Here is a 24959-nt window from a genome sequence, read left to right on the forward strand (position 1 = left end):
CAATTTTGTTTAAAAATTCCTCAGGCTTCCAGTCGGTAGTGCAGCCGCAGAAACTGCTTGAACTGGCGGATGATGCCCAGCGCATCGGTCAGCTGGTCGCGGTCCAATGTGCCCAGGCTGCTTAATTCCACCAGATTGCTGATGGCTTGCCCCAATGAGATTTGGCGCAAGTTGTTGCGCAGCTTCAGGGTCATCATCATGTGCAGGGTCTCCACCAAGTCGCGCACCAACGCCATGGGCAGGATCTGTCGGTTGGCAAGGGCCTGCAAGCGCTCCACCGTGCCCAGCGCTTCCAGCCGGTATTCCAGCGCCAGTGCGCGCGCGCCATGCACGATGGGGAAGGTGCCAATTTTTTTCAGGTCAAAGGTTTCTGGTTCGCGGCTGTGCAGCAGCGGCAAGCGCTGCCACCAGCCGCTGGCAGGCTCAGCAAACTGGTCGATGGCGCTGGCCATGCGCCCAATGAAGGTGTCGCTGCCAATGGCCAGCTTCAAGGCGTAGTCGCGCGCGTTTGCCAGCAGCGCCGCATCACCCGCCACGGCACGCGCATCCATGAAGATGGCCAAGTTCATCTTGCCCTCGGCGTCGGCGCCATACAGCCACTGGCCAATGGTCTGCCGAAAGGCGGCCAGGCTTTGGCACCACAGTGGGTTGGTCACCATGATGTTGCCGGGGCATGGCGGGTAACCAAAGGTCAGCAGTGCCGCGCTGAATTGACGGGTGGCTTCTTCCAGATTGGGGTTGGCATAGCCGTCGCGCAGCAGCAGCGCGTTGTCCTGATCGGTTTTTAAGATTTGTTCGCTTCGGCCTTCGCTGCCCATCACCAGCAGGCAACTGTTTTGCACCAGTTCAGGCGGGGCCAGCAGCGCCCATAAACGGGCAAAAATCTGGCTATTGAGCTCACTCACCAGCCGGGAGATGATCTCGATGCGCATGCCCCCGCGCTGCAGCAGCTTGATGGTGTCGTCCACTTGCAGGGCAGCCACTTGCAACTCGGCCACAGTGTGGGCTTGCTCCACCTGCAGTGTGATCAGGTGCGAGTGGTTTGACATGAAACTCATCAGGTCAAGCTGGCTAAGGATGCCGACGATGGCGTCACCGTCTTTCACCAGCACCCGGTGCACGCGGTGGCGCAGCATGATCAGCAGCGCGTCAAACAGCTCGGCGTCTGACGACAGCGAGATCAGGTCAAAACGCGTCACCTCGCGCACGGCTAAGCGCGCTGGCGGTGTGGGGTGCAGCAGGGCGTCACGCAGGTCAGTGGTGGTGAACATGCCAATGCGTTCACCGCCATCTTGGGTGTCGCGCACCAGCGCGTTGGTCAATTTTTTCTCAGACAGTCGTTTGCATACCGACACCAGGTCCAGCTGCCCGTCCACGTAAAACGGTTTTTGCAGGTAGGCATCTTTTACCCGAAGCAGCATCAATGACAACAGTTCGCGGTTGTGGTTGATGTCTTCATCATCGGCCAGGTTGCTGGCCATGGTGGCAAACACCCGTGCGCTAAACCGCGGGTTGTCGCCCAGCAGCGCCATCATCGTGGCCTTCGGCAACTGCCACGCACACACTTCGTCCAAGGTTGTGACTGTGGCATGGCTGTGTTGCGTGAGCAGCGCACGCCAACTGACAGCCTCGCCGGTGGTGAGCACATGCACATGCCCATCTTCGTCGAGTTGGGCATGCCCGGTCTGCAGCACCCACAGGTATTGCGGCGCGCTGTTGGGCAGCAGCATGTGGTCGCCGGCGGCGAGTCGCACATGCAGTGCCACCTCACGCACTTGTGTTTGCTCGGTGGCGCTCAGTTCGTTGAAGGGAGCGCGTTCAAAAGAAAAAGCATTTGACACAGTTGTCACCCAAAAATAAAAAAAAGGGCTGCAGACAAATCGTCCGCAGCCCTTTGAGCTGGTTACACCGGAAACCCAAGGGCTACCGATGCGACACATCTCATATCAATGTCCTGATGCGCCGTCAGCGCCGATGCCGGTTTCAGAACGCACTTGTTGCGCCAGGAAACCTGCGCGGTCTTGCTTGGCGCGGGCGCTGTTGTCAAGAATCGAGAACAGCCAGATACCCACAAAGCCAATGGTCATGGAGAACAAGGCAGGCGAGGTGTACGGGAACAAGGCCGAACCCTTGGGGTTACCCAGCGTGGCTTCCCACACGGATGGCGACACCACGGTCAAACCAACAGACGAGATCAGACCCAAAAAGCCACCAATCACGGCGCCCTTGGTGGTGCAATCTTTCCACAGCACGGACATGAACAGCACAGGGAAGTTGGCAGACGCGGCAATCGCAAAGGCCAAAGACACCATGAACGCAATGTTTTGCTTCTCAAACACAATGCCCAGGGTCACAGCCAAAATGCCAAGACAAATGGTGGTGATCTTGGAGACGCGCAGTTCGTCGGCACTGTTGGCGTTACCCTTTTTGATCAAAGTGGCATAGATGTCGTGAGACACAGCAGAAGCGCCAGACAGGGTCAAACCAGCCACCACGGCCAGAATGGTGGCAAAAGCCACAGCCGAGATAAAGCCCAGGAACACGTTGCCGCCCACGGCGTTGGCCAGGTGGATAGCTGCCATGTTGCCGCCGCCGCGCAAGCCACCCTTGATTGGGTCAATGAACTCAGGGTTGGTCAGCACAAAGCTGATCGCGCCAAAACCGATGATGAAGGTCAGCAGGTAGAAGTAACCAATCCAACCTGTAGCCCACATCACAGAAGAGCGCGCAGCCTTGGCGCTAGGCACCGTGAAGAAGCGCATCAAAATGTGTGGCAAACCAGCGGTACCGAACATCAGCGCCATACCGAAGGAGATGGCGGAGATGGGGTCTTTCACAAAGTTGCCTGGGCCCATGATGGACTGACCGGCTGCAGCGGCTACTTCGGCAATCTTGCCGTCTTTCAAAGCCAGATCGGTCTTGATCTGCACTGCACCGGCAAACATGGCTTCAAAGCTGAAACCAAAGTGCCACAGCACCGACAAGGACATGAAGGTGGCGCCACCGAGCAGCAAACATGCCTTGATGATCTGCACCCAAGTGGTGGCTGTCATGCCGCCAAACAGCACGTAAACCATCATGAGCGCGCCCACAATGATCACCGCCACGTAGTATTCCAGACCAAACAGCAGTTTGATCAGCTGACCGGCACCCACCATCTGAGCAATCAGATAGAAAGCCACCACCACCAGCGTGCCTGAAGCCGCAAAAATGCGGACAGGTTTTTGCTCAAAGCGGAACGCAGCCACGTCGGCAAAGGTGAACTTGCCCAGGTTACGCAGGCGTTCAGCCATCAGGAAGGTGATGACAGGCCAGCCCACCAGAAAGCCGATGGAGTAGATCAGACCGTCAAAGCCGCTGGCCATCACGGCTGCGGAAATACCCAGGAAAGACGCGGCAGACATGTAGTCGCCAGCAATCGCCAAACCGTTTTGGAAGCCGGTGATGCCGCCACCTGCGGTATAGAAGTCAGCAGCCGACTTGGTCTTGGCAGCGGCCCATTTGGTGATGAACAGCGTGAAGATCACAAAGGCGGCAAACATGCTGATGGCCGTCCAGTTGGTGGGCTGTTTGACAGCCTGACCCAGATCAGCGCCGGCAGCAAAGGCACCAGCGGAAACAGCGAGCAGCGAGATGAGCGCAATGGCGCTTTTTGTTGTAGTTTTCATAATTATTTAAGTACCGCTTTGGTGATGGCAGCAGTCAAATCGTCATATTCGCTGTTGGCGCGACGCACGTAAATCGTGGTGATGATGACGGTGAACACAATCACGCCGAAACCAATGGGTACACCAATGGTCATGACGCCTGCGCCCAGCTTTTGCGAGAGGAACTCTTTGTTGAAAGCCACGAGCAGGATGAAGCCGTAGTACACGATCATCATGGCCCAGGTCAAGGTCCAGCCAAAGCTGCTGCGCTTGCGCTTGAGCTCCTGGTATTGCGGGTTATTGATCACCCTCTGTATCAAATCATCTTGCATAAATGCGTCTCCGGTGAGTTGTGGAGCGCGAAGGTTATGTGCCGGTTCTTACCAACTACTTACCTGTTACAGACCAGTCACTGACGAGGGGGCAGTTTTTTAGCGGCAAATCCAGATGTCTCACAGGGGAAACAGGGCGGAAATCTATTTTGTAGGGACTTACCCTTGGTTTTCATTGGCGCAAATGTGTTTGTCAGAAAACTGTAGGCAAACCTTTTAATAGTCCACCCCGCAATAGCGCAAGCACAGCGTGATGTATGGGCGCAGCGAGCAATCGCTGTTCTGTATTTTTAAAATAGGAGACTTCATGAAGCATGACTACGACAGTGGTGCCTACTGGAAAGAAACCATCAAACTTTTGAGGAACGTGTTGATCCTCTGGTTTTTGGTGTCTTTCGGGGCGGGCATTTTGTTTGTTGACTTTTTCAACCAATTCCACCTTGGTGGCTACCCCCTGGGATTCTGGTTTGCACACCAGGGCTCAATTTACGTCTTTGTGATCCAGATTTTTTATTACGCCTGGCGCATGAACAACCTGGACATCAAGTTTGATGTTCATGAAGACTGAGGACTGACACATGGATCTTCAAACCACAATCTACATCATGGTGGGCTTGAGCTTTGCGCTCTACATCGGTATTGCCATTTGGGCACGTGCCGGCTCCACCAGTGAGTTCTACTCTGCCGGCGGCGCCGTGCACCCTGTGCTGAACGGCATGGCCACCGGCGCTGACTGGATGTCTGCCGCTTCGTTCATCTCCATGGCCGGCCTGATCGCCAACATGGGTTATGGCGGCGGCTTGTTCCTGATGGGTTGGACCGGTGGCTACGTGCTGCTGGCCATGTTGCTGGCACCGTATCTGCGCAAGTTCGGTAAATTTACCGTGCCGCAGTTCATTGGTGACCGTTTCTACTCCAAGGGTGCGTCGCTGATTGCCGTGATCTGCCTGTTGACCGCGTCGCTGACGTACATCATTGGTCAAATGACCGGTGTGGGCGTGGCGTTCTCGCGTTTCCTGGGCGTGTCGTCTGAGACCGGCATTTATGTTGGCATGGGCATCGTGTTCCTGTACGCGGTGTTTGGCGGCATGAAGGGTATCACCTACACCCAGGTGGCACAGTACATCGTGCTGATTCTGGCCTACACCGTGCCTGCGGTGTTCATCTCGCTGCAACTCACGGGCGATTTCCTGCCGCAAATCGGTCTGGGTGGCACCATGACCGGCACCGACATGTCTTTGCTGGCCAAGCTCGACGGCGTGGTCACTGACCTTGGTTTTGGTAAATACACCACCACCACGGCCGGCAGCACGTTGAACATGTTTGTGTACACCATGTCGCTCATGATCGGAACTGCGGGCCTGCCGCACGTCATCATGCGATTCTTCACAGTGCCAACCGTCAAAGACGCACGTTCTTCAGCTGGTTGGGCGTTGGTGTTCATTGCCATTCTGTACACCACAGCACCTGCTGTGGCGGCCATGGCCAAACTGAACCTGCACTCGACGGTGAACACCGCGGTGGTCAAGGGTGGTGACTTGTACGCTCCTGAAGCCAGCATCGTGGCTGAGACACGTCCTGACTGGATGAAGCGTTGGGAAAAAACCGGTCTGCTGAAGTTTGAAGACAAAAACGGTGACGGTCGCATTCAGTACTACAACGACAAGTCCAAGAATCCTGAAGCTGTGGCCAAGGCTACTGCTGCGGGCTGGAAGGGCAATGAGCTGACAGTGAACGCCGACATTATTGTGTTGGCCAACCCTGAAATTGCGTTGTTGCCTAACTGGGTGATTGGCTTGGTGGCTGCTGGCGGTTTGGCTGCTGCGCTGTCTACGGCGGCTGGTTTGCTGATGGCGATTTCTTCTGCGGTGTCGCATGACCTGATCAAGAACATCTTTGTTCCTGACATTTCCGAGAAGAACGAGCTGTTGGCGGGCAAGATTGCCATGGCGGGTGCGATTGTGGTGGCGGGTTATCTGGGCTTGAATCCGCCCGGATTTGCGGCGGGTACCGTGGCCTTGGCCTTCGGTATTGCGGCCAGCTCGCTGTTCCCAGCCATCATGATGGGTATCTTCAGCAAGAAGATGAACAAGGAAGGCGCCATGGCCGGTATGCTGGCTGGTCTGTTCATCACCTTGTTCTACGTGTTTGCGCACAAGGGTATTTTCTTCATCAAGGGCACCGAGTTCCTCGGCCTCATTGGTGGCGCAAACCCCTTCTTTGGCATCACGCCTGAAGCCTTTGGTGCCATTGGCGCTATCGTGAACTTTGCTGTGGCATTCGCTGTGGACAAAGTTACCCCTGAGCCTCCTGAGCATATTCAGCACATGGTTGAAGCCGTGCGTATTCCACGTGGCTCCAAGCTGGTGGACGGTTCTCACTAAGCAACAGGTCTGTACCTGAGTCAACCCCTTGCCCGCAGTGGTGGGCAGGGGTGACAATCAAAGCCCTGTCGGTCATGCTGGCAGGGCTTTTTACTTGAACTGGAGCTGAAAAATGGTGTTTGACATCAGCGTCGCGATGACGTGGATTTTGTTTTTGGCGCTGTTTCCGATCGGCTTTGTCTGGCTGCGCCGGTCCTGGCGCATCGTGGCCTACCGTGATTTTTCAGAGGTGGGTGTCAAACGCGGTGAGGCACCCCCCAACCCCGAGAAGTTTGCACCCTATGAGATGGCCATTAACCTGATCGCCGGGACCATCATTGTGTGTGTGATCGGGGCGGTCCTTGCGGGCTACTGGGACTACAGCACCTGGAGCGCCGTGGCTGGCAGCACCATCTGGTGCAAGTTCATTGGCAGTTTTGCGCTCAGCCGCCATGCGCATGCCAGTTGGCTCAAGGGCAAGGCCTGAGTGTCTGGTGTGCCCCGTCATGGCCTGTTTGTCTAACCATGCCGGGTAGTCTTTAACCCACCAAAGTTAGCGCACAAACATGTCCAACAGCTTGACAACCCAGCGCCTGGTGGCTCTTTTCTGCTGTGGTTGGCTGCTGCTTAATTTTCCGCTGCTGGGCCTGTGGGACATGGATGTCAAGGTGTTCGGCATACCGCTGTTTCCAGCTGCGTTGCTGACGCTGTGGGGCTTGCTGATTGCGGCACTGGCCTGGCTGATGGAGCGGCACCCGCCTGACGGGCAGGACGATTGACCATGTTGTCGCCTGCGCTGGTCATTGGTGCTTCTTTTGCCTATTTGCTGTTGCTGTTTGCGGTGGCAAGTTTTGGTGACTGGCGCGCTGCCCAGGGTCGCTCGGTCATTGCCAACCCCTGGGTCTATGCCTTGTCGCTGGCGGTGTACTGCACCGCCTGGACTTATTTTGGCAGTGTCGGTCGCGCGGCCTCGGGTGGCATCTGGTTTTTGCCGATTTACCTGGGGCCCACGCTGGCCATGGTGCTGGGCTGGCTGGTGCTGCGCAAGATGATCCGCATTGCCAAAACCTACCGCATCACCTCCATTGCCGACTTCATTGGCAGCCGTTATGGCAAAAGCCCGTTGCTGGCCGGCTTGGTGACGCTGATTGCGGTGGTGGGCATCGTGCCCTACATTGCGTTGCAACTGAAGGCGGTGTCTGCTGGCTACGGCTTGCTTACGGCCGCAAACCTGAGTGGTTTGCCCGTGCAAACACACTGGACGCAAGACAGCACCTTCTACATGGCGCTGGCGCTGGCCGGGTTCACCATGGTGTTTGGCGCCCGGCATCTGGATTCAGCCGAACGCCATGAGGGCATGGTGGCAGCGATTGCGTTTGAGTCGGTGGTCAAACTGATCGCTTTTCTGGCTGTGGGGCTGTTTGTGGTGTACGGCATGTTCAATGGCTTGGGCGACTTGTTTTCACGGGCCCAAGCGGTGCCTGAGCTCGCCAAATTGTTGCGACTGGAGCAGAGTGGTAGCTTTGCGTGGACGCAGTGGTTTGCCTTGACGCTGCTGTCGATGCTGTCGGTGATTTTTTTGCCGCGGCAGTTTCAGGTGATGGTGGTGGAAAACGTGCGCGAGAGCCATTTGCGCCGTGCCGTCTGGGTGTTTCCGCTGTACCTGCTGGCCATCAACTTGTTTGTGTTGCCGATTGCCCTGGGCGGCTTGTTGTACTTTGACGGTGCCAAGCTCAATGCCGACAACTTTGTGCTCTCGCTGCCCTTGGCCGCAGGGCAGCCGGCACTGGCCTTGTTTGCCTTCATTGGCGGCCTGTCTGCGGCCACCGGCATGGTCATTGTGGAAACCATCGCCGTGTCCACCATGGTGTGCAATGAGTTGGTGATGCCGCTGCTGCTGCGCACGGCCCATTTCAAATCAGAGGCCGGGCACGATTTCACCCGGGTGCTGTTGCTGATTCGCCGTGCCGCCATTTTGGTGGTATTGGTGCTGGGTTATGTGTACTTTCATCTGGCCGGTGAGGCTTATGCGCTGGTCAGCATTGGCTTGATCAGTTTTGCCGCGGTGGCCCAGTTTGCCCCGGCCGTGCTGGGTGGGTTGTATTGGAAGGGTGCCACCCGTCTGGGTGCGTTGGTGGGGCTGCTGGCCGGTTTTGTGATGTGGGGCTTCACGTTGATGTTGCCTTCGCTGGCCAAGTCGGGCTGGCTCAGTGATGCCTTTTTGACGCAGGGTTTGTGGGGCCTGGCCTGGCTCCGTCCCGAGCAATTGCTGGGCTTGCATGGGCTGGACAACTTGACGCATTCACTGTTTTGGAGCTTGTTGGCCAATATTGGCGCTTACGTGGGCTTGTCGCTATGGCGGGCGCCATCGGGCCAGGAGGCCAGCCAGGCGCTGCTGTTTGTGGATGTGTTTGAGCGCACCACCACGGCGCGCCCGGTGTTTTGGCGCGGCCGCGCCACGGTGCCTGATTTACTGCGCCTGTGTGGGCGGTTTTTGGGCGCAGAACGGGCGCGAGCGCTGTTTGAGGGTTACGCGCGTCAGGTCGGGGTACCTGGTCTGGCCGCGATTGCACCCGACGCGCGGCTGGTGCATTTTGTGGAAACCCAGCTGGCCGGTGCCGTGGGCAGTGCCTCGGCCCGAGTGTTGGTGGCCAGCAGTGTCGAGGAAGAGACCCTGACGCCCGATGACGTGTTGCGCATTCTGGACGAAACTTCGCAGATTCGCGCGCACTCCCTGGAGCTGGAAGAAAAATCCAACTCGCTGGAGCGCGCCACCGCCGAACTGCGCGCCGCCAATGAGCAGCTTAAAAGCCTGGACCGCCTCAAAGATGACTTCATGTCGTCTGTCACCCATGAGCTGCGCACGCCGCTCACATCGATCCGGGCGCTGGCCGAGCTGATGCGCGATGACCCCAAGATTGACCTGGCGCAGCGAAAACAGTTCATCGAAATCATTGTGAGCGAGACTGAACGCCTGTCACGCCTGGTGAATCAGGTGCTGGACATGGCCAAGATTGAATCAGGCCACGCCGAGTGGCACACCGAAGACGTGGATTTGAGTGCGTTGGTGCAGCAAGCGGTGGCCACCACCGCCGAGCTGTTCAAGGAGCGCCAAACCCAGGTCACCGTGAGCCTGCCGGATCAGCCTGTGGTGCTGCTGGCCGACCCCGACCGGTTGATGCAGGTGATGCTCAATTTGCTCTCCAATGCCGCCAAGTTTGTGCCTGTGCCCGGTGGTCGGGTTGGTGTAAGCCTGAGCCGCGACGATGATGGCGTGACCGTTCGGGTGACTGACAACGGCCCCGGGGTGAGTGCAGAACAGCAGGCGCTGATTTTTGAGAGATTTCGCCAGGGAGGGGACGCCGCCAACCGGCCGCAAGGCACGGGTTTGGGATTGCCCATCAGCCGACAAATTGTGGCGCATTTCGGTGGACGCCTGTGGCTCGAATCCAGCCCGGGGCAGGGTGCGGCGTTTTGCTTTACCTTGCCAAAAAATAATGACATGAGGAGACCGACATGAACCCAAAAATACTGGTGGCCGACGACGAGCCGAACATCGTGATTTCGCTGGAGTACCTGCTCAAGCGCGAAGGCTACACCGTGGTGGTGGCGCGTGATGGTCAGGAGGCACTGGACGCGATTGCGCGCGAGTTGCCCGACCTGGTGCTGCTCGATGTGATGATGCCAAAGAAAACCGGCTTTGAGGTGTGCCAGGAAGTGCGTGCCAACGATGCCTTGCAAGGCGTCAAAATCCTGATGCTCACCGCCAAGGGGCGCGATACCGATGTGGCCAAGGGCACGGCCATGGGGGCAGATGCCTACATGACCAAGCCGTTTTCAACCCGCGATCTGGCGCAAAAAGTGGCAGAAATGTTAGGCCAGACCAAATGAAGCTCGATCGCCGACTGATATTTGCCATCGGCGTGATCGGTCTGGCCACCGTGGTCTGGCTGCTGCTCACCATTGGGCTGATTGCGTCGACGCTGGCGCCTGAGCAACGTGCCCTGGTGGCCGAGCAACTGGCGCCCAGGTTTGTACTGATAGGCATGACCTGGGTGTTCGGTCTGGTGGCCATTGGTGCCACGCTGCGCTGGCTGTTTCGGCGTTATGCCTCGGCACCTGCGCGCTTGCTGGAGCAAACCCAGGTGTTGCTGGCGGCACCGCAAGCTGCGCCCATGGACCACCAAGGCACCAAAGAGACCCAGGCTCTGGCCGAGGTGATTTTTCAATTGGCCACCCAGCGTGACACCCTGCGCGAAGACGTGGCACAACAAATCGCCCAGGCCAGCTTGAGCGTGCAGCAGGAAAAAAACCGCCTCGCCGCGCTGATGGCCGAACTCACGCAAAGCGTGGTGGTGTGCAATCTGGATGGCCGCATCATTTTGTACAACAGCCGTGCCCGCCTGCAATTCAAGGCCTTGTCTGTGGCACCCACGCTGGCTGGCGGTGCCGAACTGGTGGGCATCGGGCGCTCCATTTACGCGGTGTTTGACCGGCAACTGGTGGCGCATGCGTTGGAAAGCATCCAGCAGCGCATCAGCCGTGGTGCGGGCAGCCCGTCGGCCCAGTTTGTCACCACCACGCAGGCCGGGCAGTTGCTCAAGGTACAAATGGCCCCGGTACGCAACGGTGACGAGTCGGGCGGCGCGGCCGAGGTCAGTGGCTTTGTGATGATGCTTGACAACGTGACCCGCGCCTTTGAAGAAGAGCATGTGCGCGACCAACTCTTGCATGGCCTGACCGAGGGCAGCCGCTCGTCGCTGGCCAACATTCAGGCCGCCGTCGACATGCTGGCTTACCCCGACCTGGAAGCCGACATGCGGGAACGTTTTTTGGCTGTGGTGCGCGAAGAAGTGCAAAGCATGGGTGTCCGCATCACCGACATGACGCAGCAGGCCACGCAAGGCCTCAAAGCCCGCTGGCCGCTGGAAGAAATGCTGGGGGCCGATGTGTTGCTAGCCACCCAGCGCCGCATTGAAGCCCGTAACCAACGCCCCGTCACGCTGGAAAACCTTGACGCGTCAGTCTGGCTGAAAGTAGATAGCTTCAGCCTGACGCAGGCGCTGGACTACCTGGCGATGCGTCTGGTGGATGAATTTGATGTGAAGTTCTTCCGCATTCGTCTGCAAGCGTCTGGCAACCGCGCCCAGCTCGACCTGATCTGGACCGGCCAGGTCATGAGCACCGAAACCGTGATGAGCTGGGAAATGGACAGCATGCGTTTTGGTGCAGAGAGCACGCCGCTCACCGTGCGCGATGTGGTGGAGCGCCATGGTGGCGAAATGTGGTTTGAGCGCGAACGTGTGCGCCACGAGGCTTTCTTCAGGTTTTTGCTGCCGCTGGCCAGTGTGCAAGAGCAGCTTGAAGCCACGCAAATTTTGCAAAACGACAGCCGCCCCGAGTTTTACGACTTTGACTTGTTTCAGAGCACCGAGCAAACCCATGCGCTGGAAGACCGGCTGCTCAGCGAGTTGTCTTACACCGTGTTTGACACCGAAACCACCGGCCTGAACCCGTCTGAGGGCGATGAAATCATCCAGATTGGTGCGGCGCGTATTGTCAACAGCAAGTTGCTGCGCCAGGAAAGTTTTGAGCAACTGGTGAACCCCGGGCGGCTGATTCCGGCGGCCACCATTCCGATTCACGGTATCACGCAAGACATGGTCAAGGGCAAGCCGCCGATCACCGAGGTGCTGCCGGCGTTTTACACCTTCGCCCAGGACACCGTGCTGGTGGCGCACAACGCCGCTTTTGACATGAAGTTTTTGCAGCTGCAAGAGCGCCACACCGGACTGGTGTTCAACCACCCGGTGCTCGATACCTTGCTGCTGTCGGCTGTGGTGCACCCGGCCCAGGAATCGCATCGGTTGGAGGCCATTGCCGAGCGCTTCAACATCACCGTGCTGGGCCGCCACACCGCGCTGGGGGATGCTTTTGTGACCGCAGAAGTCTGGCTGCGCCTGCTGCCTTTGCTGCAAGCCATGGGCATCACCACCTTGCGCCAGGCCAGGGAAGCGGCGCAAAAGACGTATTACGCAAGGTTGAAGTACTGAACCAGTTGTCCTGTCTTTGTGCTATGTAAATAATAGCTACTGACGCTTGTTTTTAATGGGCTAGAGGCCGATTTGTTATATATTTCTCTTGCTGCGCCTAGAATGCACTGCAAGGGAATAAAACAATGACACCAGAAGCCAAAGCCAGAGAACAGATCGACCAAAAACTGGCCCAGGCGGGCTGGCTGGTGCAAGACCTAAAGCTTCTTAACCTCGGCGCCGCAGTTGGCGTGGCCGTGCGCGAATACCCCACCGATGGCGGCCCGGCCGACTACGTGCTGTTCGTCAATCGCATCGCGGCGGGCGTGATCGAAGCCAAGCGCGACGAGGCGGGTGAAAACCTCAGCGCGCACGAAGCGCAAACCGCCCGCTACGCCAACGCCACCCTCAAATGGCGCAAAGACAAAACCCCGCTGCCGTTTCTGTTTGAGTCCACCGGCCAGATCATCCGCTTCACCGATGGCCGCGACCCGGCCCCAAGAGCGCGTGAAATCTTCCACTTCTACACGCCCGACACGCTGGCCGCATGGCTGGCCCAGCCCGACACCCTGCGCCGTCGTTTAAAAGACAACATGCCCGCGCTGCCTGAGCGCAACCTGCGCCAGTGCCAAGTCAGCGCCGTCACGGGGCTGGAGGTCTCGCTGGCGCTGAACAAGCCCCGCGCGCTGGTCCACATGGCCACTGGCGCGGGCAAAACTTTCACCGCCATCTCTTCCATTTACCGGCTGCTCAAATTTGGCGGTGCCAAGCGCATCCTGATTTTGGTGGACACGCGCAACCTCGGCAAACAGGCGCACCAAGAATTCATGGCCTACACGCCGCCCGACGATGGCCGCAAATTCACCGAGCTGTACAACGTGCAGCGCCTTAGCAGCAGCGCGATTGACCCGCACGCACAAGTCGTCATCTCCACCATCCAGCGCATGTATTCGGTGCTGTCCGGCGAGCCCATTGACGAGTCGGCCGAAGACGTGCCGCTGGGCGAAGTGCAACAGCGCCAACAGCAAGCCAAGCTGGTGCGCTACAACGCCACTATTCCGGTCGAGACCTTTGACTTCATCGTCATCGACGAATGCCACCGCAGCATTTACAACCTGTGGAAGCAGGTGCTGGACTACTTCGACGCCTACCTCATCGGCCTCACCGCCACGCCCGACAAACGCACCTACGGCTTTTTTAACGAGAACATCGTGGCCGAATACAGCTACGAACAATCGGTGGTGGATGGTGTCAATGTCGGCTACGACGTGTATTTGATCGAAACCGACATCACCCAAAAAGGCGCCGAGCTCAAAGCGCAAGAGTGGGTGGACCACCGCGACCGCCAGACTCGCAAAAAGCGTTGGCTGGAGACCGAAGAAGACACGCCCTACACCGGCAAAGAACTCGACCGCTCCGTGGTCAACCCCAGCCAAATCCGGCAAGTGATCCAGGCCATGAAAACAGCGGTAGAGGCGCAAATTTTCCCCACGCGCAAAGAGGTGCCCAAAACCCTGATCTTCGCCAAAACCGACAGCCACGCCGACGACATCATCCACATGGTGCGCGAGGTCTACGGCCAGGGCAACGACTTCTGCAAAAAAGTCACCTACAAAGCCATTGAGGACGCCGACACCATCCTGAGCAACTTTCGCAACGAGTTCAACCCGCGCATCGCCGTCACCGTAGACATGATCGCCACCGGCACCGACGTGAAACCGCTCGAAGTGCTGCTCTTCATGCGCGACGTGCGAAGCAAAGGCTATTACGAGCAAATGAAAGGCCGGGGCGTGCGCAGCCTCGGTTTTGACGCCCTCAAAAAGGTCAGCAACAGTGCCGACAGTGCCAAAGCCCGCTTTGTGCTGATCGACGCCGTGGGCGTGGAGAAATCCCTCAAAACCGAAAGCCGCCCGCTAGAGAAAAAGCCCGGCATCGCCCTCAAAGACCTGCTGCAAGGCATCGCCATGGGCCACCGTGACGACGACACCGTTTTGAGTCTGGCCAACCGCTTGGTGCGCCTGGCCAAACAGCTCGACACCAAAGCCCTGCAGCGGATTGAAAGAGCCTCCGGCGGTATCCCGGTGGGCGAGCTTGGCAAAGGCCTGGTGCTGGCGCTGGACGCCGACAAAATCACCCAGCAAGCCCTCGCCACCGCGCAAGCCCAAGGCATCACCCGTTCTGAGGACACGCTTGCCCCGGATGAAATCGCCGCCGCCCGTGCCCTGCGTGTGGCGGCCGCCTGCCAGCCGTTTGACCAACCCGCGCTGCGTGAAGAAATCGAGACCGCCCGGCGCGAGCGCGAGCAACTCATCGACCACATCAACCTCGATAAAGTCACCTTCAGCGGCTACAGCGCGCAGGCGGCTGAAGTAGCGCAAAAAGTCATCCAGACCTTTGCCGACTACATCGCACAGCACAAAACCGAGATCGAGGCGCTGGCCTTTTTCTACCAGCAGCCCTACGCCCGCCGCGCCTTGACCTTCGACATGATCGAAGACCTGCACGAGCGCCTGAGCCGCCCGCCGCTGATGCTCACCACCGAGAAGCTGTGGAGCGCCTACGCCCGCGTTCAAGCCAGTCAAGTCAAAGGGGCAGACGCCAAACGCCAGCTCACCGACCTGGTGGCGCTGGTGCGCTTCGCCATTGGCCTGCAAGGCGCGGGCGCTGACACGCTCGAACTCAGCCCCTTTGCCGATCAGGTCAACCTGCGGTTTGCCGACTGGATCTGGCGCCACAACGCCCAACGTGCCACCGCCTTCACGCCCGAGCAAACCGAGTGGCTGCGCCTGATGAAAGACCACATCGCCGCCAGCTGCTGCATCACCCGCGCCGACTTTGACTACGCCGAACTGGCCGCCCAAGGCGGCCTGCAAAAAGTGTGGAGCGTGTTTGGCAACCAACTCGACGCGCTGATGGGCGAGATGAACGAGGCGCTGGTGGCGTAATGCTTTATAAATTCGTCATTAATTTATATTCGACGAATAAATGAATCATAATTCGCCAACCATGCGCCAAGACACCCACGCCCAACGCATCCTCACGCTGGCATCACAGCGCGGCATGCTCCGTCCTTGTGACCTGACGGGCGCGGGTGCTGCACGGGCGGCGTTGACCCGACTCGCCGCCAGCGGGCAACTTGAAAAAGTGGGGCGCGGCCTCTACCGCCTGCCAGGTGCCCAAGCCTCAGAGCACGAGAGCCTGACCGCCATTGCGACCCAAGTTCCGCAGGCTGTGTTTTGCCTGCTCACGGCGCTGCAGTTTCACGAGCTGACTACCCAGCTCCCCCGTCAAGTCTGGATCGCCATGCCCCGGGGCAGCCATGCGCCCAAGATCGACTACCCGCCCCTCAAGATGGTCCAGTTCACCGGTGCAGCCTATTCCGAAGGCATTGAAGTTTTCGAGCGAGACCAAGTGCCGCTTCGGGTGTATGGCGTCGCCAAGACGGTGGCGGACTGCTTCAAGCACCGCAACAAGATTGGGCTGGACGTGGCGCTGGAGGCCCTGAAAGACGCACTCGCACAAAAGAAAGCCACCGCCGCCGACCTCTGGCATTACGCCAAAATCTGCCGCGTCGCCAACGTGATGCGGCCTTATCTGGAGGTCATTCAATGAGCGGCAACCTTCAGGATGCCATTCGGGCATGGAACGACTACCAGGCCACCGGTCTGCACGTCACCCAAGACGAAGCCGATGACTGGCTGGCTAAGCTCGAAGCAGGCCACGATGTGGCGCCGCCTGTCTGTCGTGTCGATGAGCAAACCGCCCTGATCGTGGCCGTGCGACACCAGAAAGATTTGGACTGTTAAATTGATAGCTGCTTGCGCATGTTCTATAAGGGCTAGATGCCAATTTGGCTTGTAAAAATGATCTGAAGTTCACCCTAAAGAAACCACCCTACCGATGACTGTTAAAACCTTGCAAGCCGCCACTGGCGGGCGCCCGTTGTGGGCGTTGATGCTTCTGCGATTCGCTATTGAATTTATAGCTGCTTACGCAAGTAGTATAGGGGCTAGAGCCCGATTTGTTATAAATTTAATGCAACACGCTAGCGCAGGCTCACCGCTCGGAATAGGGCGACAGCACGCATTTGGACAGCGGAGCGAAATCAGTTGGCAGCGCAAAGCAGGGCAACAACGCGAATATCGCTGGCAGAGCGAATTTGGGGTCGGATCCAAGCCCGCAGGGCGCTGGCTCAGACCCCAATTTCGCGGGTTACGCCAAGAGGCGCTGGCGGTTTCTGGGGTTTGGTGCTTGGGGTTGTTTGGCGTGTTTTTGGGGGTGGGGACGTGAGTGAATTTCAGAATGACCGTTGGGAGCTTCCGAATACATGGCAATGGGTGGGTATTGGCGAAATTGCCGATGTAATCGGCGGCGGGACTCCTTCCACGATCAACGCGGGGAATTTTGGGGGTGACATTCCATGGATCACACCAGCCGATATGTCTGCACACGTTGGAAAAACTATTGCGAATGGCGCGAGGTTGATTTCCGCAAAGGGATTGGAGGGCTCTGGAGCTCGCTGGCTCCCGAAAGGCTCGGTTTTATTTAGTTCGCGCGCGCCCATTGGCTATGTTGCAATTGCTTCGCAGCCGGTCACCACCAACCAAGGTTTTAAGAGTTTCGTGCCAGCCAAGGGCTGTGACTCTGACTATTTGTATTACTGGCTGACAAGTGCGAAACCCCTTGCAGAAAAACTTGCCAGCGGTACTACTTTTCTTGAAATTTCAGGCGCTAAAGCGGCACTGATTCCGTTTCCAGTCGCCCCCGCCGCCGAACAAACCCGTATCGTCGCCAAGCTCGAAGAACTGCTGTCCGACCTGGACGCGGGCGTGGCTGAACTCAAGGCGGCGCAGAAAAAGCTGGGGCAATACCGCCAGTCGCTGCTGAAAGCGGCGGTCGAAGGCGCGCTCACCGCCGACTGGCGTGCGGCCCAGCACGCCGGTCCAGCAGGTAAAACGAATAAAGTAGCCCCCGCCGAATCCGGCGCCGCGCTGCTGGCCCGCATCCTGACCGAGCGCCGCAGTCGCTGGGAAACCCGCCAACTTGCCAAATTCCAGGCCCAAGGCAAACCTCCGCCCAAAGACTGGCAATCCAAATACCCCGCCCCCGTCGCCCCCGAGACCACCGGTTTGCCAGCGTTGCCGGCGGGGTGGGTTTGGGCTACGGTTGATCAGCTTGCGCATGTTGGAACAGGAGTTACACCGTTGCGCTCCAAAATTGCTTATTTCGATGGCGGAACAATTCCTTGGGTGACCAGCGGTGCGCTGAATAGTGAAACAGTCAATAGCGCCAACGAACAAGTGACGACATTCGCAGTAGAGCAATGTAGGCTTGAGCTTTACCCCGCAGGTTCGTTATTGTTGGCAATGTATGGGGAAGGCAAGACTCGGGGTAAGTGCGCGGAGTTGCTGATTGCCGCGACCATCAACCAAGCCATTGCAGCAATTGTGTTGGGGCCTTCGGCGCAAGGCTGTAAGGCGTATCTGAAGGCTTTTTTGTTGAAAAGCTACGAGAAAATGCGGGAGCAAGCGTCTGGTGGTGTTCAGCCAAATTTGAACTTGCAGATCGTCAAATCAATCTATTTCCCATTGCCTCCATTGGACGAGCAAACAGAAATTAATCGAACACTGTGTGTTCGATTTGAGCAACTCAACCAGCAAAGAGTCGCTCTTGAAATCAGCCTCAAACAATCCGCCGCCCAACGCAAAAACATCCTGCAAGCCGCCTTCTCCGGCCAGCTGGTGCCGCAAGACCCCGCCGATGAACCCGCTAGCGCGCTGCTGGCGCGCATCCGGGCCGAACGGGCCGCGCGCGAAACCGGTGCGGCGCGGGGCCGCGGCAAGAAGAAGGGGGCGGCGTGAGCAACAAAATACTGGAGTGTCAATTGTCGTGACAATTGGCAGTGAGGGTTTTCAATGCGACTTTGCGTCCAGCCCTCCCTGCACCAATCACAACAAACGCACCATGAATGATCTGACGCACTACAGCGGCCTGCTGATTGAGATCAAAACCCGCATTCAAACGGCCCAGACGCATGCGGTGCTGGCGGTCAATGCCGAGTTGATTCGTTTGTATTGGCAGATTGGACAATTGCTGGATGCACGGCAAGCCGAAGAGGGCTGGGGTGCGGGCGTGATTCCCCGGCTGGCGCTGGATATTCGCAACGAGTTGCCGGAGGTGAAGGGGTTTTCAGAACGCAATTTGAAACGCATGTTGGCGTTTTACAGGGCCTACGCGCAAGAACTCACATTTGTGCCACAGCCTGTGGCACAAGTGGAGGCTCCGGCAAAAGTGCCACAAGCTGTGGCACTAAATGAAACCCAAACAGGGCCGTTGCCCATGCTGTCACTGCCTTGGGGGCATCACATTCTTTTGCTGGAACGCGTTAAAGACACTTTGCAACGTCGCTGGTACATGGTGCAAACGCTGGCGTGCGGCTGGAGCAGAAACGTCCTGGCATTGCAGATCGATGGCGCGGCCCACGCTCGCCAAGGCCAAGCGGTGACCAACTTCGCCACGCGCTTGCCTGCCGCTCAATCTGATTTGGCGCAGCAGGCGCTGAAAGATCCCTACATTTTCGACTTTCTGACGCTGGACTCGCTCTTTCACGAACGTGAGCTGGAGGTTGGGTTGGTGCAGCACCTTGAGAAGTTTTTGCTGGAACTCGGGCAGGGTTTTGCGTTTGTTGGGCGGCAATATCACTTGACCTTGGGTGAGAACGACTTTTATATCGATCTCCTTTTTTATCACCTGAAACTGCGCTGCTATCTGGTGATTGAGCTCAAACGCGGGGATTTCAAACCCGAATACGCGGGCAAGATTAATTTTTACTGCAATGTGGTGGACGATACGCTGCGACACGCCAGTGACGCGCCCACCATCGGTTTGATGCTGTGCCAGGGTAAAGACAACGTGCTGGCTGAGTACGCGCTACGCGGCATTGACAAGCCGATTGGCATTGCCAGCTACGAACTGACCCGTGCGCTTCCCCGTACGCTACAAAGCGTGCTGCCTAGTATTGAAGCGATTGAAGCGGAGTTCAGCGGCGTTGACGCTGCTTTGCTTGATGGCGCCGGTAAAAAACCATAAAAACGAATGACGCAACATCTATGAACACTTCCTCCCTCATCCAGAAAGTCTGGAACTTTTGCCACACCTTGCGCGACGACGGGGTGGGTTATGGCGACTATCTGGAGCAGCTCACCTACTTGCTGTTCCTGAAAATGGCGCACGAATACGCGCAGGAGCCCTACAACCGCGACACCCACATCCCCACCGGTTTTGACTGGCCTCACCTGAAAACCAAAGTGGGTGAGCCGCTGGAGGCGCAATACCTGGCGACGCTGCACAAGCTGGGGCAGGAGCCGGGCATGTTGGGAGCGATCTTTTTCAAGGCGCAAAACAAGATTCAGGACCCGGCCAAGCTGTCACGGCTGGTGCAGCTGATTGATGCCGAGAGCTGGGTTGGCATGGACGCCGACACCAAGGGCGACTTGTACGAAGGGCTGCTGCAAAAGAATGCCGAAGACACCAAGAGCGGCGCCGGCCAATACTTCACGCCGCGCGCGCTGATTCAGGCGATGGTGGAGTGCGTGCGCCCGGAGCCGCTTAAAACCATTGCCGATCCGGCCTGCGGTACGGGTGGTTTCTTTTTGGGCGCGCAGCAGTGGTTGCTGGGGCAAAGCCTGAACCGCAAGGCGGCGGAGTTTTTGCGCAACCAGACCTTCCACGGCAACGAGATCGTGGCAGGAACGCGGCGCATGTGTCTGATGAATCTGTTTTTGCACAACATTGGCGACCTGACCGGTGAGCCCACGGTGGACCGGGCCGACGCGCTGATTGCCGACCCCGGCCAGCGTTTTGACTATGTGCTGGCAAACCCGCCGTTTGGCAAGAAAAGCAGCATGACCATCACCAATGCCGAGGGCGATGAAGACCGCGATGCGCTGACCTACGAGCGGCAGGATTTTTGGGAGACCACGTCCAACAAGCAGCTGAACTTTTTGCAGCACATCGTCACCATCCTGAAAGACAACGGCCAGGCGGCTGTGGTGCTGCCGGACAACGTGTTGTTTGAAGGTGGCGCGGGCGAGAAAATTCGACGCAAGCTGCTGGAAACCTGCGATGTGCATACGGTGCTGCGCCTGCCCACTGGCATTTTTTACGCGCAGGGCGTGAAGGCGAATGTGGTGTTTTTTGACGCCAAGCCAAAAGACGGCAAGGTGCATACGAGAGGGGTGTGGTTTTATGACTTGCGCACCAACAAGCATTTCACGCTGAAAACGCGCACGCTCAAGCTGGACGATTTGCAGGATTTCATCACTTGTTACCACCCCGAAAACCGCCACCAGCGCAGCGAGACCGAGCGCTTCAAGTGTTACCCCTACGCTGACTTGATGGCGCGGGACAAAGCCAGCCTGGATATCTTTTGGCTCAAAGATGACAGTCTGGACAACCTGGATGACTTGCCGCCACCCGACGTGTTGCAGCAGGAAATCATCGACCATCTGGAGGCGGCGCTGGCGGCTTTTCGGGATGTGGCGGCGGGGCTGCCGAGTCACGGGCTTTCACACCAAAAGATGTGATGCAGCCGATGAATGCTATTAAATAAATAGCTTGTGACGATTTATTTTTAAGGGCTAGAAGCTATTTTTACTTGAAAGAACTAATAGCGCTGTTTGAGCACATCTTGCAGCGTTTGCACCACGGCAAACGCATTTTTCAGGTGGCTTCGCTCAAAGTTTGACAACTCTTCGAGTGCCAAGAAGTTGTCAGGTGCCTTGCCTTGCGTCATTTGGCGCGCCTGGTGGGCAATGCGCAGCTTGCCCAAAAACTCCAGCGCATCACGCAAGTCGCGGGCACTTTGGGCGCTGACTTCGCCAGCTTGTGACGACACCTCAAGCCGGTCGTGGGTGTTGGCCACTGTGACACCGGCGGCCAAGGCGTAAACCCGCGCCAGATCCACAATCGGCACGATGCCGGTGTGTTTCAGGTCGATGGTGTGCGGGTTGTCGCCGCCTTTGCTCAATGTGATCTGGCCAAACATGCCCAGTGGTGGGCGGTGCTTCAGGGCGTTGCTGACCATATGGGCCAAAAACAGGCTGTTGCCCTTGGTGTGCTGCACCACTTGCTGGCGCAGGCCGTCAAGCAATTCGGCCTTGCCGTGAATCGCGCGCAAGTCAAAAAACACGCAGGTCAGCATCAGGGCCTTGGGCTTGGGTTGGTCCACCCACTTGTGAAAGTACTCGGCCCAGACCCGGCGCGGCTGGCGCCACTGGTCGGTCATGGCCATCATCTCGCCCGGGCAGTGGACGTAACCGCACTCGGCCAGGCCGTCACAGACAAACTTGCTGAACGCCTTGAAGTACGCGCCATGCGTGGCCTCATCAAACGCGTCGTCGAGCATCAGGCAATTGTCTTGGTCAGACTTGGCGGTTTGCTCATTGCGCGCCTGGCTGCCGGCGGCCACCCAGACATACTCAATTGGTGCCGGGCCCATTTGCGCCTCTGCCATATTGATCAGCCGGATGGTGATGGCGTCGGTGAGGGCGGTGATGATGTGGCCGGTGCTGTAGGCGCTGGCGTCTGCTGCGGCCAAGTGTTGCTGCAGCAGCTTGATGCGGCCGCTGATCGATATTAGGCCTTCCAGCGTGGTCTGTTTGTAAATGTCACCCGCCAGGTACACCGCCGAGGTGCTGTGCTGCTCGGTCAGGTCGGTGGTGGTGATCATGCCCAGAATGCTTGTGCCCTCCATCACCGGCATGTGGTGGATGTTGTGGCGTGCCATGAGCAGCAGGGCCTCAAAAGCGGGGCTGTTGGCGCTCACGGTCATCGGTGCCATCGTGGCAATGTCGGACACTGGGCGGCTGATGTCCAGCCCTTGGGCTACCACGCGGTTGCGCAGGTCGCGGTCCGTCACCAGGCCGAACAGGTGGTCTTGCTCGACCAGCAAGACGGACGACACGCGCAAATCGCGCATCAGCTGGGCCACGGTTTGAATCGGGGTGCCGGGGCTTAGCGTGATGGGTGCGCGCTTGATCAGGGTGCGAATCGGCGTGCTCAGTAGGTTCAAGGCGTCGTCGCTGGGTGTGTCCAAGTCGCTTGCGGGATCGTTGACTGGCAGCGAGGTAAAGAAATAAGCCAGTTCGCCATGTTGTTGGCACAAGCTGGTCAATGTTTCAGGCTGCAACCACGCAATGCGACAACTGCTTGTCGCTTTGGCTTCCCAGGTGGTGAGTTGGTGTTGGGGCGTGGCGCCAAAGCCAAACATTTCCCCGGTATGCAGCCGGATTTTCAGCCCCAGGTCAGGGTCGATCAGGCTGATGTCGCCGCTCAGAATCAGCCCCATGCGGGTATGCAGCTGGCCTTGTGCCAGCACAATGGCCGAGCTGGCTAGGATTTCGCAGGTAAACAAGGGCTCAAGTGCGGTGCGGTCTGCCGCGCTGATCAGTCCCCAAACGCGGTGGTTGGCCAGCACGCTGGCAAGAGATTCGACGGGTTTGGGTTCGCGCGGCATGGTGGAGGTCCTGGTTACAGCACTTGAAACAGCTTTTCGTGAAACTCTGGCAGACGCCTGGTGCCAATCGCACTGGCGCTCATGGTCTCTAACCACCTGGGATAGACGCGGCGCACGTCGTCAGCGGTTTTGCAGGCAAAAATGGCTTCCATTAGGGTCAGACGCGTGTTTTGCTGGAACACGGTGTTGATGGTGTTCATCATGAAGTGGCGTGCCATGTCCACTTCTTTGGTGCTGCGGCTGCTGGCCTCAGGCAGGTCCGCAAGTTTTGTTGTGTGTGGCGCTGATGGTGCGCTGCCCGGGCTTGCGGCAGGTGTTAACGGGGCCGCAACAACAGCGCTCGGTGCGGCAGGCTGCTTGGCGATGGCTTCAACACAGCCTTTGGCCAGCAACTCGTTCAACAGCTCATTCAGGTCGTGACCAGCTACCAGAGGGCTCAGTTCTTGCGCAGGCCGCTTGCCATCAATCAGGATCAGCAAGCGCCGGGTGATCGGACTCAGCCGCAAGGCGCGTGTCTGAATTTCTTGTTGGCCCACGGCGGTTTTAGCGAACAGCGCGTGGCTCAGATCAATAAGGGGGTCAGACATGGCGCAGGGTGTCTTTCATCAGTTTATCCAACGGTTAGGCGCTGATTCTGTCTAGGTTTCTTTGAATTCGGGTTAACCCTGAGATCCCCGGGCTTCACGGGGTGTCATTGGGAAGCGGGGCCTTGCCCCGGGAAAATTTGAGGATGCGCGTGGCAATCAGTGTTTCAGCCAGAAAACACAGCAACGCCAACAAAAAGCAGGTCACCCCAGACAGAAACAACACGGTGGCAATGCGAAAGATCTGCATCTGGGTGGTTTCCCCCAGGAACAGCGCCATGATGGTCAAGCCGATCAAGATGGCACAAAGCGTCAGCAGTGCAATGCAGCCATTGACCAATCTGCCACGGTTGCGTAACTGGTGCAGTTCTCCAAAAGCGGCAGTCATCGGACAGTCGGCCGGGCTGGCGTCAATGCGGGTTTCGAGCACGCGGGCGCGGTCAATGATGCGCGCCAGGCGGCCAGCCACGGTGCCAATCATGCCGGCCACGGCGGTCAGTAAAAACACCGGGGCCACAGCCAGCTGAATGCCGTGGCTGACCGTGCTGAGGTCATTCGCAAAAAACATGGGTGTCTCCTTTGAGGGGCTCAAGCCCGCGCTGTGAGTATTGCCTGGGCTACTTCGGCAAATCCAGTGCCGCGTTCTGCTGCGGTGATATAGCGCGGCGCGTGCGTGAGTTCGGCTGCAAAGCGGCGAATATTGGCCACGCCGATGCTGTGTTGGAAATGCGCAAACATGACCTTGTCGTTGGTCGAGTCGCCCACGTAGGCCCATTGACTCAGCTCGGCGTCGAGCGCACGGCCAAACAACTCACGCGCGATCCAGCGCGCGCCTTCGAGCTTGTTGTGCGCGCCAAACCAGCCGTTGATGTGGATGCTGCTTACGGTGGCGGTCATGCCGGCGGCTTGCATGATGGCCACCACTTGGGCAATTTTGTCGGGTGGCAGGTGGGCAAATTCGCTGTGGTCAATGGCGATGTCGGTTTCTCGGCCATGCGAGTCTTGCGACAACCTGGCCTCTGGCACCTCACGCAACACCTGGGCTGCCACTTGCTGCATCCGGGTGACGTTGAGGGCCCGCGTGGCGTCAGTTTGAAGGTATATTTTTGATAGCTGCTTGCGCTTGTTTGATAAGGGCTGGAGGCCAATTCCGCATAAATTATTCGCTGTAAAGGCGACGGCGCCGTTTTCTGCCACGATGGCATCAACTGCCCATGGCGCGCTGTGTTGCGCGGTGTTGCCATTGGCAAACGGCTCACACCAGCCAATCGGCCGCCCGGTGATGGGAATCACATGCAGCCCTGCAGCTTTTAAATCAGACAAGGCCTGCAAGGCCTCTGTGGTGATGGCACCGTCAGTGGTCAGCGTGTCGTCGATGTCGGTGAAGACGCCGATGAGGCGGCGGCGGTCTTCAAGCGGCCAGTCAGAGAGTGGTGTCATGAGCGGACCTAGAGAACACCGTGACAGCAAGCGGCAATCGCCTAT

20 protein-coding genes are annotated in these 24959 nt (G+C 58.1%); 13 read left to right on the forward strand and 7 right to left on the reverse strand.

Going from position 1 to position 24959, the window contains the following annotated elements; all coding sequences use genetic code 11:
• Positions 1 to 20: 20 nt before the first annotated feature.
• The 3 genes from PHQ58_RS03305 to PHQ58_RS03315 form a co-directional block, all read right to left on the reverse strand.
• Positions 21 to 1841 carry a DUF294 nucleotidyltransferase-like domain-containing protein gene (locus PHQ58_RS03305; RefSeq protein WP_300106860.1) on the reverse strand — a complete coding sequence of 607 codons (1821 nt, stop codon included), beginning with the start codon at positions 1839 to 1841 and terminating at the stop codon, positions 21 to 23.
• 105 nt (positions 1842 to 1946) lie between these two features.
• Complete coding sequence (locus PHQ58_RS03310) at positions 1947 to 3668, reverse strand: cation acetate symporter (RefSeq protein WP_300106863.1); 1722 nt, start codon at positions 3666 to 3668, stop codon at positions 1947 to 1949.
• Positions 3669 to 3670: 2 nt separating this feature from the next.
• Entirely contained in the window at positions 3671 to 3979 is a 309-nt protein-coding gene (locus PHQ58_RS03315; protein ID WP_300106866.1) for a DUF485 domain-containing protein, read from the reverse strand.
• A 307-nt stretch (positions 3980 to 4286) separates the two neighbouring features.
• Between PHQ58_RS03315 and PHQ58_RS03320 the strand changes: the two genes are divergently transcribed.
• From PHQ58_RS03320 to PHQ58_RS03380, 13 genes are all read left to right on the forward strand, one after another.
• Positions 4287 to 4547: a DUF4212 domain-containing protein gene (locus tag PHQ58_RS03320; protein WP_300106868.1), complete on the forward strand. Its 261-nt coding sequence runs from the start codon at positions 4287 to 4289 to the stop codon at positions 4545 to 4547.
• A gap of 10 nt (positions 4548 to 4557) precedes the next feature.
• The gene (locus tag PHQ58_RS03325) at positions 4558 to 6363 is read left to right on the forward strand and encodes a sodium:solute symporter family protein (protein WP_300106870.1); all 1806 of its coding nucleotides are present in this window, start codon (positions 4558 to 4560) and stop codon (positions 6361 to 6363) included.
• Between the two features lie 112 nt (positions 6364 to 6475).
• Positions 6476 to 6829: a hypothetical protein gene (locus PHQ58_RS03330; protein ID WP_300106873.1), complete on the forward strand. Its 354-nt coding sequence runs from the start codon at positions 6476 to 6478 to the stop codon at positions 6827 to 6829.
• Positions 6830 to 6908: 79 nt separating this feature from the next.
• Positions 6909 to 7121, forward strand: coding sequence for a hypothetical protein (locus tag PHQ58_RS03335; protein ID WP_300106876.1), 213 nt, complete (start codon positions 6909 to 6911; stop codon positions 7119 to 7121).
• Between the two features lie 2 nt (positions 7122 to 7123).
• Complete coding sequence (locus tag PHQ58_RS03340) at positions 7124 to 9862, forward strand: sensor histidine kinase (RefSeq protein WP_300106879.1); 2739 nt, start codon at positions 7124 to 7126, stop codon at positions 9860 to 9862.
• Positions 9859 to 10233 carry a response regulator gene (locus PHQ58_RS03345; protein WP_300106882.1) on the forward strand — a complete coding sequence of 125 codons (375 nt, stop codon included), beginning with the start codon at positions 9859 to 9861 and terminating at the stop codon, positions 10231 to 10233. Before PHQ58_RS03340 ends, PHQ58_RS03345 begins: the two co-directional genes overlap by 4 nt.
• Complete coding sequence (locus PHQ58_RS03350) at positions 10230 to 12395, forward strand: exonuclease domain-containing protein (protein ID WP_300106885.1); 2166 nt, start codon at positions 10230 to 10232, stop codon at positions 12393 to 12395. Before PHQ58_RS03345 ends, PHQ58_RS03350 begins: the two co-directional genes overlap by 4 nt.
• Positions 12396 to 12520: 125 nt before the next feature.
• Complete coding sequence (locus tag PHQ58_RS03355) at positions 12521 to 15319, forward strand: DEAD/DEAH box helicase family protein (RefSeq protein WP_300106888.1); 2799 nt, start codon at positions 12521 to 12523, stop codon at positions 15317 to 15319.
• Between the two features lie 61 nt (positions 15320 to 15380).
• Positions 15381 to 15986: an AbiEi antitoxin N-terminal domain-containing protein gene (locus tag PHQ58_RS03360; protein ID WP_300106891.1), complete on the forward strand. Its 606-nt coding sequence runs from the start codon at positions 15381 to 15383 to the stop codon at positions 15984 to 15986.
• Positions 15983 to 16180: a hypothetical protein gene (locus tag PHQ58_RS03365; protein ID WP_300106894.1), complete on the forward strand. Its 198-nt coding sequence runs from the start codon at positions 15983 to 15985 to the stop codon at positions 16178 to 16180. Before PHQ58_RS03360 ends, PHQ58_RS03365 begins: the two co-directional genes overlap by 4 nt.
• A 480-nt stretch (positions 16181 to 16660) precedes the next feature.
• Positions 16661 to 18235, forward strand: coding sequence for a restriction endonuclease subunit S (locus PHQ58_RS03370; RefSeq protein WP_300106897.1), 1575 nt, complete (start codon positions 16661 to 16663; stop codon positions 18233 to 18235).
• Positions 18236 to 18338: 103 nt separating this feature from the next.
• Entirely contained in the window at positions 18339 to 19463 is a 1125-nt protein-coding gene (locus tag PHQ58_RS03375) for a PDDEXK nuclease domain-containing protein (RefSeq protein WP_300106899.1), read from the forward strand.
• A 20-nt stretch (positions 19464 to 19483) separates the two neighbouring features.
• Entirely contained in the window at positions 19484 to 20959 is a 1476-nt protein-coding gene (locus tag PHQ58_RS03380) for a class I SAM-dependent DNA methyltransferase (protein WP_300106902.1), read from the forward strand.
• Between the two features lie 80 nt (positions 20960 to 21039).
• Here PHQ58_RS03380 and PHQ58_RS03385 read toward each other — a convergent pair whose 3' ends face one another.
• From PHQ58_RS03385 to PHQ58_RS03400, 4 genes are all read right to left on the reverse strand, one after another.
• A complete protein-coding gene (locus tag PHQ58_RS03385; protein WP_300106905.1) occupies positions 21040 to 22890 on the reverse strand; it encodes a putative nucleotidyltransferase substrate binding domain-containing protein in 1851 nt (616 codons plus the stop codon).
• Between the two features lie 14 nt (positions 22891 to 22904).
• On the reverse strand, positions 22905 to 23477 hold the full coding sequence (locus PHQ58_RS03390; RefSeq protein WP_300106908.1) for a hypothetical protein: 573 nt from the start codon (positions 23475 to 23477) through the stop codon (positions 22905 to 22907).
• A gap of 94 nt (positions 23478 to 23571) precedes the next feature.
• Positions 23572 to 24042: a DUF2721 domain-containing protein gene (locus PHQ58_RS03395; RefSeq protein WP_300106911.1), complete on the reverse strand. Its 471-nt coding sequence runs from the start codon at positions 24040 to 24042 to the stop codon at positions 23572 to 23574.
• A 20-nt stretch (positions 24043 to 24062) separates the two neighbouring features.
• A complete protein-coding gene (locus tag PHQ58_RS03400) occupies positions 24063 to 24914 on the reverse strand; it encodes an HAD-IIB family hydrolase (protein WP_300106913.1) in 852 nt (283 codons plus the stop codon).
• Between the last annotated feature and the right edge of the window lie 45 nt (positions 24915 to 24959).

It is taken from the genome of Rhodoferax sp. (assembly GCF_028688795.1).
GTDB lineage: Bacteria > Pseudomonadota > Gammaproteobacteria > Burkholderiales > Burkholderiaceae_C > Rhodoferax.